Here is a 12,430-nt window from a genome sequence, read left to right on the forward strand (position 1 = left end):
GACGGCGCCGCCGGCCACGTCCACGCCGCCGACCGCCGCCGGCGGGGCCTGACCGCGCGCCGAGGAACAAAAACCGAGGACCGAGGTCCGAGAGCAAAAACCAAGGACCGAGGACCCGAGCGCCCGAGGACACCGAGCAGACTCCGGAACGGGTGAGCGATGAAGCAGGAAGCACCGCCGGTACCACCGCTGTTCAGCCCGGCCTTCCTGGCCGACCCCTATCCCACGTACGCGCACCTGCGCCGGACCTCCCCGGTGCACCGCATCGCCACCCCGCAGGGCTTCGACATGTGGCTGCTGACCCGATACGAGGACGTGCGCAACAGCCTGACCGACCCCAGGTTCAGCCGCGACCTGCACCTGGCCCCGCCGGAGGCGACCGCGCTCACCGGTGATCCGGACAGTCCGATGAACCGCAACCTGCTCACCCTCGATCCACCCGACCACACCAGGGTGCGCAAGCTCGTCCAGAGTGCCTTCAGCACGCGCCGGGTCAACCTGCTCGCGGATCGAGTCGAGACCATCGTCGGCGGGCTGCTCGACGCGGCCCCCCGCACGACGCCGTTGGACCTGATCACCGCGGTCGCCTATCCGCTGCCGATCACCGTCATCTGCGAGCTTCTCGGGGTGCCCGCGACCGATCGCGACGACTTCCGCGCGTGGACCGACGGCATGGTCTCCACCGCGCGCGCCGACTCGCAGCGGCGGTTGCGCCAGGCCCAGGAAGACCTGCTCGCGTACTTCCTCGACCTGATCCGTCGCAAGCGCACCCGACCGGGCACCGACCTGCTCAGCGCCCTGATCGAGATCCGGGACGGCGGCGAGCGGTTGTCCGAGGCCGAACTGGTCGGCATGGCGTTCATGTTGCTCGTGGCCGGCCACGAGACCACGGTGAACCTGATCGCCACCGGCAGCAAACTCCTGCTCACCCACCCGCACGAGCGCGCGCGACTGGCCTCCGAGCCCGCGCTGTTGCCGGCGACGATCGACGAAGTCCTGCGCTACGACGGGCCGGCGGGCATCGCGTTCATGGTGGCCCGGGAGGACGTCGAGCTGACGGGCGCAGTGGTGCCGGCCGGGGCGGTCACGGCGGCGCTGTGGCACGCGGCGAATCGGGATCCGGAGCGTTTCCCGGATCCCGACTCGTTTCGCATCGACCGGGCCGACCGCTCGCACTTGGGCTTCGGCCACGGCATCCACCGCTGTATCGGGGCGCCGCTGGCCGTGATGGAGGCCCGGTTGGCCTTGGGCGCGATCTTCGGCCGGTTCCCCCGGATGCGGTTGGCCGGGTCGGCGACCGACCTGCGGTGGCGACCGGCGCCGTTCTTTCGCGGCCTGGAGGAGCTACCGGTCGTACTGGACGCCGACTGAACCGACCGGGCCGGGGCTGTGCAACGCCGCGCGAGCCTCCCACAGCTCGGGAAAGGGCGCTGCCAGGCGCCGGGCCAGGAAGTCGGCGCCCGTGGTGCGACCCGTGCCCGGCCGCGCGCCGATCTGACGGACCACGAGCTCGACGTGCGCCAACTGGCCTCGGCGCACCGCCTGCGACAGATCGACCAGCGCCTCGGCGAGCAGATACGGCACGCCGCAGTGCGGCGCCCGGTGGTAGACCTCCGCCACGGTGAGATCACGCTCCGCCAGGGTGTCCAGGAAGCCCTGGAACAGCCTGCTCGTCGCGCCGTACAGGCCCAACGCGCGGTACAGCGCGTGGAACTGCCTCGACTGGGCCCCGCTGGCCCGGCCGAGCGAGCCGCGGAAGCGCGCGAAGGAGGAGACGGTCAGGCGCTCCAGTACGGTGAAGTGCTCCGCGATCATGGTCAGTACGTGGGTCGCGCGGCGGACCTGCTCCAGACACAGTTCCGGGTCGCGAGGGCGCGAGGCGACCGCGTCGGCGGCCAGGTCCAGGTCCAGCAGGGCCTGTTTGAGCCACAGCTCGCAGGTCTGGTGCGCGACGATGAAGAAGTGCTCGGCGGCGTGCGTGAAGCGGTCGCTCTCCGGCGTGCTGGGCGCCTGCGCGGTCAGGATCGTCGGCAGGCGCAGATACCCGTCGTAGGTCGGCCCCTCGGCATCGCCGGCCGCGCTCTCGGGCGGGGCCGACATGCGGGCCGCGGAGCCGTTCACGCCCGGCCTCCGTGCGCCGCCGCGAGCAGCCGCTCGACACCGGCCGCCAGCAGGTCACCGTCGCCGCAGAACGCGATCCGCAGCAACCCGTGCGAGCGTGGCGACTGCCCGAGGCCGGTGACCCGGCAGTTCGCGTCGATGATCGGCCGCAGCGCGAAGCCGCGCCCCGGCGCGACCGCCGTACCGTGCTCGGCGAGGAGTTCGGCCGCGAAGACGTCGGCGTCCAGGCCCGTCGACGCCAGGTCGAGCAGCGCGTACCACCCGCCCGGCGGCACCCGCCCCAACAGCCCCGCCGCGACCAGGCTCGGCAGCGCCCGGTCCCGATTCGCCCGTACCGCGTCGCGGTTGCGCGCCGCCGCCCCCGGCACCCCGAGCGCGGCAAGCCCCGCATGCTGCACGGGAGTCGGCGGCGAGACGATGCTCGCCTCCTGGACCACCCGCAGCGCGTCGGCCGCGCTGCGATTCGGGACGGCGATGTACCCCAGCCGGTATCCGGTCATCGCGTAGCTCTTGGAGAAGCTGAACGCGGAGTGCACCAACCGCTCCTCCTCCGGCACGTCGCGCTCCAACGAGGCCATCGACACGTGCTCGCCCTCGAACACGAAGTGCTCGTACGCCTCGTCGCTGACGATCCGCCAGCGCCGCCGCCGGGCGATGTCCAACACGGCCCGCAGGAACGGCTCGTCGAGCACGACACCGGCGGGGTTCGACGGGGTGTTCACCAGAATCAGCCGGGTGTCTTCGCCACCGGCCTCGGCCAGCGAGTCGAGGTCGGGGCGGAAGTCGCGGTCCAGCGGGTAGAACCGCGGTCGCAGCCCGGCCAACAGAGCCTGCTGGAGATGGATCGGCCAGTGGATCTCCGGCAACAGGATCTCGTCGCCCGGATTGGCCACCGACTGCATCAACGCCGCGAGCCCCTGGCACGACCCGGGAGAGACGAACACCCGGTCGGGCCGAGTGTCGTGGCCGTTCTCGGTCGCCAGCTTCCCGGCGAGCGCCTCGCGGAGTTCGACCATGCCCTCGGCCGACGTGTAGGCGGCGCGGCCCTCCCGAGCGGCTGCGCCCAGCGCCTCGATCGCCTCGGCCGGCGGCCCGAACGCCGGTTCGCCCACGTGCAGTCGAATCGCCGCCCGGTGGTTGGCCCGCTCCCACGCCTCGGCGGAGCGGAACACGTCGTGCAGACACGACGGCGGGATCGACGCCGCACGGGAGACGGCCGGATGCGCGGCGCTCACCTCAAAGGTCGACATGATGGCAGCTCTCTTTCCGCTGGTACGGCTGTGGGTACGGCGCTGCGGGACGAGTTCGTGCGGCGTGCGCGCGTGGCGGTTGCGCGGCCCGGCGCGTCCGCCGACTGCTTCAGGCCCGGGCCCGGGGCGCGAACTCGTAGAGGTAGAAGCTCTGCAGGTCGACCGACCGGTTGCCGATGACGTTCGTCGACAGGGGTCGGAATCCGTTGAGTTCGAGGTCGCGGCGCACGATCAGCGGCGAGAGTTTGTGCTCCTCGTCGAACGTCGTGGTCAGGTCGTCGCGAGTGATCTGGAGTTCGGCCAGGACCACGGTCCAGTTGTCCTTGGCCATCGCGTAGTCGATGACGAACTTGTACCAATGCCACAACGCGCGACGGCGCTTGGCCTCCAGGTCGCGTGACCACTGCGGGACCACGCCCTCGGCCCGGTAGGCGGCCACGTCGCGGTGCGACGTCAGGACCAGGCCGTCGGCCAGGTGGATCACCTCGGCGGTGGTCACTCGGGCCGCGTCGTTGTCGTCGCAGTACTCGGGGCAGAACTCGTCGCCGATGATCAGCACGCCGTCGTCGGCGAGCAGGGTGCGCACGTGGTCGAGGTAGGTGTTCGGCAAGTGGTGGTGCGAGCCCCACGAAATGATCACGTCCAGCGGCTCCTTCCACTCCTGGAACGGCCGGTCGAATACCTCGCCGTTGCGGAAGTCGCCGAGCCGCGAGCGGGCCTGCGCGATCAGCTTGGGCTCGATCTCGTTGGCGATCACCCGGTGTTCGGGCAACCGGTGCGCGAGCATCGCGGACACCACGCCGGAGCCGGAGCCGACGTCCATCACCGTCAGCGGACGGCCCAGGGTCGCGGCCCGGCGGCGAACCAGGTCCACGATGAGCCGGTCCCCGTCGGTGATGTCGGGGTGGCCGTGGCGCATCGTGTCGCCGATGTCGATGTCGGCGAACTCCGGTCGCCCGTAGACGGTCGTGGCGTCGTCGGTCGTGGTCACGGTCTCTCCTCCTGCGCTGTCGGTGCGGTGCTCGGACGCTGTCGGTGAGGTGTTCGGACGCTGTCGTGAAGTCTCGGATCCGGACCGCGGACCGCGTGGTGGGCCGGCGCCGCGTGGTGTCCGGGCGAGCGGTACGGCCTGCGTGGTGCGGCCTGCGTGGTGCGGCCCAACGGAAGTCGGGCGCGGGGTTGGTGCGGGGCGCGGGCCGGACGCGACCTAAGCGGTCCGGCCGCCGTCGACGGGCATCAGGACACCCGTGACCCACGCGGATCTCTCGTCGTCGAGGAGCGTGCACACCCAGTGGGCGACCTCGTCGGGAGTGCCGAATCGCCCCATCGGCGTGCCGGCGAGCAGGTTTGCCCGCAAGGCCGCCGTCGCGTGCGCGTCCAGGCCCAGATCGTCGTACATCGGCGTCTCCACCGGCCCGGGGAGCACCGCGTTCACTCGCACGGCGGGCGCCAACTCCCGGGCCAGGGAACGAGTCAGACTGTTCAGGGCGGCCTTGCTCGCGCCGTACAGAGAGCGCCCCGGCATGGCCAGGGTCCCGCCCACCGAGGACACGTTGACCACGCTGCCGCGGTGCGTGCGCAGCGAAGGCAGGCAGGCCCGGATCAAGGCGACCGGGCCGCGCACATGGGTGTCGAGCATGGCATCGAGATCCTCACTCGTGGCACTCTCCAGCGGCGCGAAGCGGGCCACCCCGGCGTTGTTGACCAAGCCGTCGATCCGGCCCAGACGATCGATCGCGGCAGCGGTGACCCGTTCGGCCTCGGCGCCGGTGCGCATGTCTCCCGGGAGCACGGCGATCCGGGTGTGTTCGCCCGCGATTCGCCGGACCAGCGCGGCGGTTGCCTCCAGCGCGTCGGCCCGCCGACCCACCAGGGCCACCGACGCCCCGGCGGCCGCGGCCCCTGCCGCGATCGCGGAGCCGATGCCGGAGCCGGCACCCGTGATGAGAACTACCTTGCCCGCCAACGCCATCGAGATTCCCCACAAGGCCGAATCCACAGTTGCTGTCCACGGTGTCGAATCCGCTGTGCCCTTCCACGGAACCGATCTACATTGCCGATCCACAGTGCCGTCATGCTTACCGGCGAAATGCCGGGCCGCCATGATTCTTTCCCGTATGTTTCCCGCCCCTGTGCGTGCGCTCCGCGAACCGTGTCGAGCCCGTTCCGGCCGACCGTCGGCCAACCTCCGGCCGCTTTCCGACGCACGGCCGACGAACTCCCGACTACCTTCCGAATTCCTTCACGAGCATTGACCGCGGACCCGATCCGTTCAATTGTCGGAAAGCTATTCCTTTGACGGTTCGGCACAGCGGAGCGGAGCGGAAGGCGATGACAACGACGAATGTGACGGCGTCCGAAGCGCATCCGACGGAGCGCGAGGCGGCCGTCCTGCACGAGTTGGTCGAGTATCAGGCGCTGCGCGAGCCCAACGCGACAGCGGTGGTCTCCATCGAAGGCGACACCCTCACCTACGGCGATCTCCTGTCCCGCGCACGTGACCTGACGACCCGTCTGCGCGCTGCCGGAGTCGGACACGAGGATCGGGTCGCGGTGACCGTGCCGCGCTCCCCGACGGCGATCGTGGCCTTCCTCGGGGTGTTGGGAGCAGGCGCCGCGTACGTACCGATCGACCCGGACTTCCCGCTGGAGCGGCAGCGCTTCATGGTGCGCGACTGTCGGGCGGCCGCGGTCGTCGCACCGCGCGGCCCGAAACCGGACTTCGTCGACGACGGCGTCCCGATGCTGTTCGTCGACACCGACTCCGACATCGACTCCGACGCGGGTGATTGCCCCGACGCCGATCCGCTCGCGGAGCTCGCGGCCGGTCCGGTACGGCCCGACCAGGCCGCCTACGTGATCTACACCTCCGGTTCCACCGGTGTGCCCAAGGGCGTCGTGGTCGAGCACGCCGCCGTGGTCGCGCTCGTGCTCGACGACGAGCGCATCGCCGTCCGGCAGGGCCAGTCCGTCGCCCAGTACGCCCCGCTGGCCTTCGACGCCTCGACGTTCGAGATCTGGGCCGCGCTGTGCCGGGGCGGCCGGGTGGAGATCCTGCGCGGCGGCCCCGTCGCGGTCGAGGACCTGTCCGCGGAACTCGCCAAGCGCCGGCCCGACTGGCTGTTCCTGACCACCGGCCTGTTCCACGTCCTGGCCGACCACGCACCCCACGCGCTGGAACCGGTCGGCACGCTGATCACCGGAGGCGACGTGCTGTCCCCCCAGCACGTACAAACGGCCGCCGCCGTGCCCGGACTTCGCGTCCTCGCGGCCTACGGACCCACGGAGACCACCACGTTCGCGTCGCTGCACGCCGCCACCTCGGACGCGACCTGGGACCGGGTACCGATCGGCACGCCGCTGCGCGGGCGCACCATGTACGTGCTCGACGAAGACCTGCGCGAGGTCGCGCGCGGCGAGACCGGCGAACTGTTCGTCGGCGGGGCCGGAGTCGCCCGCGGCTACCTGCACCGTTCCGCGCTCACCGCCGAGCGGTTCCTGCCCGACCCCTTCGCGCCGGGCCGCGCCGGCCGGATGTACCGTACCGGCGACCTCGCGCGGTGCCGGGAGGACGGCGCGTTCGAGTTCTGCGGCCGATCCGACCGCCAGGTCAAGATTCGCGGCTACCGGATCGAACCCGGCGAGATCGAGGCCGTCCTCAACGCCCGTCCCGAGGTGGCCGAGGCCGTGGTGGCGGTGTTCGGCACCGCGGTGGGCGGCAAGCGCCTGGTCGGCTACGCCGTGCCCGCCGGCGACGCGCGGGTGACCGCCTCCACGATGCGCACGTGGTTGCGCGAGCGCCTGCCGGCACACATGGTGCCGGGCACGTGCCTGGTCCTGGACCGGATGCCGCACGACCCCAACGGCAAACCCGACCGCAACGCGTTGACCCCGCCGTGGTCCTCCCGCGACCGATTGGGCGAGCTGCCCGAATACCTGGCGCCCCACAGCGAGACCGAAACGCTGATGGCCGACGTCTGGGCCGAGGTGCTCGGGCTCGACCGCGTCGGCGTCGACGACAACTTCTACGAACTCGGCGGCGATTCCATCCTCAGCGTCGACACCATCCAGCGACTGCGACTGCTCGGCATCGAGTGCTCGGCCGGAGCATTCTTCCGACACCAGACGATCGCGGAACTGGCCGCCGTGACCGGCGTCGGCCGAAACGGCGCCCGCTGATGGAGATCACCGCACCGCCACCGGGCCTGCGAGTGCCCTACGACGACGTCGACGTCACCGATCCCGGCGCCTACGCACAGTGCCGACACGCCATGTGGCGCACCATGCGCGCCGACACCGCGGTCACCAGACACACCGTCCCCGCCACCGGGGACGTCTTCTGGGGCTTCGGCCGGTACGCCGAGTGCGACCGCATCGTCAAGGACCACCGGGTCTTCGGCTCCGAGGACGGCACCATCCTGGCCTCGGTCGGCGTCGGCGACAGCGCCGGCGGCCGGACGATCACCCTGATGGACCCGCCGCTGCACACCGACATCCGCCGACCGACCATGCGCACGCTCAGCCACTCGGTCGTGCGCAACCGCGCGGCCGGTATCCGCGAGCGGGTACGCGCCCTCGCCCAACCGTGCCTCGACGGCGGCGAACACGACTTCGCCAAACTGATGCGGCTGCTGCCGATGGCGGTCATCGGCGAACTCATGGGCATCCCCGACGGCTACTGGGAGACCATCGCCTTCTACACCACCGCGAGCATCGCCCCCGACGATCCCGAATACGTCAGCGGGCAAAGCACCCACGAGACCCTGCGCCGCGCCCATCACGAACTCTTCGCGTGCTTCGCCGAGATCATCGAGACCAAGCGGGCCCACCCGGGCGAGGACCTGGTGAGCGCCCTGATCGCGCTGGAGACCGAGGGCGCCCCGCTGGACGACCTCCGGGTCGCGCTGAACTGCTACAGCTTCCTGCTCGGCGCCAACTCCACCACGCCGCACGTCGCGTCGCACACCCTGCTCGCGCTCGCGCAGCGCCCGCACCTGTGGGACGCCGCGTTGGCCGACCAGGCCACCACCACGCTGTTGGTGGAGGAGGGATCGCGCTGGACGACGCCCACCAATCACCTGGTGCGCCGGGTCAGGGAGGACACCGAGATCGCCGGAACCGCACTGCGCAAAGGGGATTGGGTGTGTGCGTGGGTGGCCTCGGCCAACCGCGACGAGACGGTGTTCGCCGACCCGTACACGTTCGACCCGACCCGATCGCCCAACCCGCACCTGGCCTTCGGCGGCGGCCCGCACTACTGCATCGGCGCACCGTCGAGTCGGATGGCCCTCGGGATGCTCTTCGAGGAACTGGGCACCGCCCTCGAAGGCGTCGAACCCAGCGGCGACATCACCCACTTGCGGTCCAACTGGATCAACGGCATCACGTCCATGCCGATGCGGTTCCATCGGCGCCGGAGCAGCCGGAGCAGCCGGTGACGGGCCGGGCGGTGAACACGCCGTCGGTGAACGGACAATCGGCGTACGACCGGGTGGTCAACGGGCGGACGGTGAGCGGGGGAGGGGAACGTGCGCGCGCGGCGAGCATCGGCGACGCGGTGGCCGCCGCCGAGATGCCGCGACTGGTCAGGCTCGAACACAACCTCTACGCGGCCTGCTTCACCGTGATGAAGCTGCTCCCGGCCCGCTACATCGTCGACACCGCCGTCGAACGCGGCGAACTGCGCCCCGGAACGACCGTGGTGGAGACCAGTTCGGGCACCTTCGGACTCGGCCTGGCGATGGTGACCGCGCTGCGCGGATACCCGCTCGTCCTGGTCAGCGACCCCGTCCTGGACGCGCCGCTCAAGGCCCGGCTCGAAGACCTGGGCGCACGCGTGGAGATCGTCACGCAACCGGCGGCCGTCGGCGGCCACCAACGAGCCCGGCTGGACCGCCTGGCGGAGATCTGCGCGGAGTACGAACCGGCCTTCGTCCCCTCCCAATACGACAACCCGCTCAACCCCGCCGCCTACACGGCAGTCGCCGACCTGGCCCACGAGCGGATCGGCCGCGTCGACACCCTGGTCGGGTGCGTCGGCTCCGGTGGCTCGATGTGCGGCACCGCGGACGGCCTGCGCCGCTACGACCCCGCGACCCGTGCGGTGGCCGTCGACACCCACGACAGCGTGCTGTTCGGGCTGCCCGACGGCCCCCGAACCCTGCGCGGACTCGGCAACAGCCTGATGCCGGCCAACGTCGAGCACAGCACCTTCGACGACGTGCACTGGCTCGGCGCCGCCGAGGCGTTCGAGGCGACCGCCCGACTGCACCGCGAACACGCGCTGTTCATGGGACCGACCAGCGGCGCCGCGTATCTGGTGGCGCGCTGGGAGGCCCGCCGGCGGCCCGACCGCACGGTGCTGGCCCTGTTCGCCGACGAGGGGCACCGCTACCAGTCCACCTCCGGCGACCCGGCCTGGCTGCGCGCCCGCGGACTCCACCTGCCGGTACTGCCCACCGAGCCGCACACCGTCGACGAACCCGGCCGGGTGGGCGGCCACTGGGACCACATGGTGTGGGGCCGGCGCCCCGCGCCCGACCCGGCCCCGAGCCCGGCCCCGAGGGTGCGCGCCTGATGACCGAGACCCTGGCCCTGGTGGAGAGCAACACCACCGGCAACGGACGGGCCCTGGCGCGGGCCGCGCGCCGGCGCGGCCTGCGGCCGATGCTGCTGTGCGCGCGGCCGGAGCGCTACGACTACGTTCGCGCCGACGACGTTCCCTTCGTCGTGACCGACACCGCGTCCGTGGACGCGCTCGTCGAGGCCGTGCGCGGGCTCCCCGGCCCGGTGGTGGGCGTCGCGAGCACGTCCGACCACTACATCGGGACGGCCGCCGCACTCGCCGCCGAACTCGGCCTGCCCGGGCCCGATCCCGAGTCCGTCGTCACCTGCCGGGACAAGGGCCGGCAACGCCGGGCGCTGGCGGCAGCCGGGGTAGCGGTCCCGCGCGGCATCACCGTCACCGACGGCTCGCGCGTCGAGGCCGCCTGGCACCGACTCGGCTCGGGACCCTTCCTGGTCAAGCCGGTCACCGGAAGCGGCAGCGTGGGCGTGCGGCTGTGCGCCGACGCGCACGAGGCACGTCGGCACGCGAGCCCCCTCCTGGCCGAGTCGGTCAACGAACGCGGACTCGCCGTGCCGGTTGGGGTGTTGCTCCAGGAGTACGTGTCCGGCCCGGAGTTCTCCGTCGAACTGGTCGGCGCCCGGGTCGTGGGGATCACCGCCAAACACCTCGGCGGCCTCCCGTACTTCGTCGAGACCGGGCACGACTTCCCGGCCGTCGGCGACCCCGACCTGCTCGCCGCGCTGCGTGCGGACGCCGTCGCGGCGGTCGCGGCGCTGGGCCTGACCGGCCACCCCGCGCACGTCGAACTGCGGGCGGGGCCGGCCGGACCGGTCGTGATCGAGGTCAATCCCCGCCTGGCGGGCGGTGGGATCCCCGAACTCGTCTTGGCGGCAACGGGCGTGGACCTGATCGACGCGCTCCTGGACACCGCACTCGGGCGCCCCGCCGCGCCGCCGCCCCGGCACGAGGGCGCGGCCGCCGTACGCTTCCTGCTTGTTCCGGGGAGCGGAGTGTTCGCGGGCGTCGACGGGTGCGCGGCGGCGGCCCGGATGCCCGGCGTGTTGCGGGTCGAGGTCGGTGCGGTGCCGGGCACGCCGATGACCCGCCACGGCGACTTCCGGGATCGGGTCGGATCGGTACTGGCCACCGCACCGGACACGGCGCGGGCCGCTGAGCTCGCCGAGCGGGCGCTGCGGACACTCACGGTGCGGACCCGGTCCACCGCCTCTTCCCGCTCCTGCGGTTCTTCCCTCTCTTCATCGTCGGCGGCTGCCGGGGACGGAGGTTCGGTGTGACCGACAACCGTACGGGTGGCGCCGGATCCACGACGGGCGACGAACGCGCGCACACGGGCGGACGGGTCCCGATGCACCCGCGCGTCCGCGCCCTGACCCAACAGCCGGGCGTGGAAGCCGCGTTCGTTGGCGACCTGGCGCTCACCACCCAGATCGACCGGGCGCACGTGGTGATGCTCGCCGAGCGCGGCATCCTGCCGGCCGACGCCGCCGCCCGGCTGCTCGCCGCCGTCGACGCGCTCCGCGCCGAGGACTTCGCGTCCCTGCGCGAACGCCCGGCCCCACGCGGGTGGTACCTGATGTACGAACTGTTCCTGACCGAACGCCTCGGCCCCGACGTCGGCGGACAACTGCAACTGGGCCGCTCCCGCAACGACCTCACCGCGACGTTGCAACAGCTCAAACTGCGCGAACCGTACCTGGACCTGCTGTGGCAAGCGCTGCGCCTGCTCGGCACGTTGACCCGCACGGCACGCCGGTACGCGCGCGTGGTGATGCCCGCCTACACGCACTACCAACCGGCCGTGCCGATCACCTACGGCCACTACCTCAGCGGCGTCGCGACGGCTCTCGCGGCCGACATCGACGCGCTGACCCGCGTCGCGGAAGACCTGGACCGCAGTCCGCTGGGAGCCGGCGGAGTGGGCGGCACGACCGTGCCCATCGACGCCGGTCGCACCGCCACGCTGCTCGGCTTCGGCGGGGCGTGCCCCAACTCGGTCGCGGCGGTCGCCTCGCGTGACGCGGGCCTTCGCCTGCTGTCCGCCGGCGCCGTCCTGGGGGTGCTGCTCAGCCGGGTGGCCGCCGACCTGCTGGTGTGGACCACGTCGGACAGCGGGCTGTTGACCGTACCCGACACGCTGACGAGCGGCAGCTCGATGATGCCGCAAAAGCGCAACGTCTTCGTCCTGGAACACGTCGCGGGCAAGGCGGCCGCCCCGCTGGGCGCCTTCGTCACGGCCGCGACGGCGATGCACAAGACGCCGTTCAGCAATGCCATCGCCGTACACGCCGAGGGCATGCGCCCGGTCGAGGACGCGGTACGGCAACTGACCGAGGCCGTCGAGTTGTTGCGCCTGGTGCTCGGCGCCGCGCGACCGGACGCCGAGCGCATGACGGCGCGTGCCGAATCGGGCCACACGGCGGCGACCGAGGCCGCGAACCGTCTCGCGCTCGACAGCGGGCTCGGCTTCCGG

Annotated in this window: 10 protein-coding genes; 6 read left to right on the top strand and 4 right to left on the bottom strand. The window is 71.9% G+C overall.

Going from position 1 to position 12,430, the window contains the following annotated elements:
• The first annotated feature begins 159 nt into the window (after positions 1-159).
• Positions 160-1,371, top strand: a complete 1,212-nt coding sequence (locus GT354_RS33660; RefSeq protein ID WP_161360157.1) for a cytochrome P450 — start codon at positions 160-162, stop codon at positions 1,369-1,371.
• On the opposite strand, the gene GT354_RS33665 is transcribed toward GT354_RS33660, so the two are convergent.
• The 4 genes from GT354_RS33665 to GT354_RS33680 form a co-directional block, all read right to left on the bottom strand.
• Entirely contained in the window at positions 1,345-2,121 is a 777-nt protein-coding gene (locus GT354_RS33665) for a tryptophan 2,3-dioxygenase family protein (RefSeq protein WP_161360158.1), read from the bottom strand. The genes GT354_RS33660 and GT354_RS33665 overlap by 27 nt on opposite strands.
• A complete protein-coding gene (locus GT354_RS33670; RefSeq protein ID WP_161360159.1) occupies positions 2,118-3,371 on the bottom strand; it encodes a pyridoxal phosphate-dependent aminotransferase in 1,254 nt (417 codons plus the stop codon). Before GT354_RS33670 ends, GT354_RS33665 begins: the two co-directional genes overlap by 4 nt.
• Positions 3,372-3,480: 109 nt before the next feature.
• Complete coding sequence (locus GT354_RS33675; RefSeq protein WP_161360160.1) at positions 3,481-4,362, bottom strand: class I SAM-dependent methyltransferase; 882 nt, start codon at positions 4,360-4,362, stop codon at positions 3,481-3,483.
• A gap of 216 nt (positions 4,363-4,578) precedes the next feature.
• A complete protein-coding gene (locus GT354_RS33680) occupies positions 4,579-5,370 on the bottom strand; it encodes an SDR family oxidoreductase (RefSeq protein WP_346012299.1) in 792 nt (263 codons plus the stop codon).
• 332 nt (positions 5,371-5,702) lie between these two features.
• Here GT354_RS33680 and GT354_RS33685 point away from each other — a divergent pair, with 332 nt between their 5' ends.
• From GT354_RS33685 to GT354_RS33705, 5 genes are all read left to right on the top strand, one after another.
• Positions 5,703-7,550, top strand: a complete 1,848-nt coding sequence (locus GT354_RS33685; protein WP_161360161.1) for a non-ribosomal peptide synthetase — start codon at positions 5,703-5,705, stop codon at positions 7,548-7,550.
• The gene (locus GT354_RS33690) at positions 7,550-8,809 is read left to right on the top strand and encodes a cytochrome P450 (protein ID WP_161360162.1); all 1,260 of its coding nucleotides are present in this window, start codon (positions 7,550-7,552) and stop codon (positions 8,807-8,809) included. Before GT354_RS33685 ends, GT354_RS33690 begins: the two co-directional genes overlap by 1 nt.
• Positions 8,810-8,835: 26 nt before the next feature.
• Positions 8,836-9,948 (top strand): cysteine synthase family protein, encoded by a 1,113-nt coding sequence (locus GT354_RS33695; protein WP_346012300.1) that lies wholly within the window; start codon positions 8,836-8,838, stop codon positions 9,946-9,948.
• Complete coding sequence (locus GT354_RS33700; RefSeq protein ID WP_161360164.1) at positions 9,948-11,234, top strand: ATP-grasp domain-containing protein; 1,287 nt, start codon at positions 9,948-9,950, stop codon at positions 11,232-11,234. Before GT354_RS33695 ends, GT354_RS33700 begins: the two co-directional genes overlap by 1 nt.
• Positions 11,231-12,430: lyase family protein (locus GT354_RS33705; RefSeq protein WP_161360165.1), on the top strand; the 1,200-nt coding region annotated here is incomplete at its 3' end. The genes GT354_RS33700 and GT354_RS33705, both read left to right, overlap by 4 nt.

The organism is Streptomyces sp. SID3343 (assembly GCF_009865215.1).
Classification (GTDB): domain Bacteria; phylum Actinomycetota; class Actinomycetes; order Streptomycetales; family Streptomycetaceae; genus Embleya.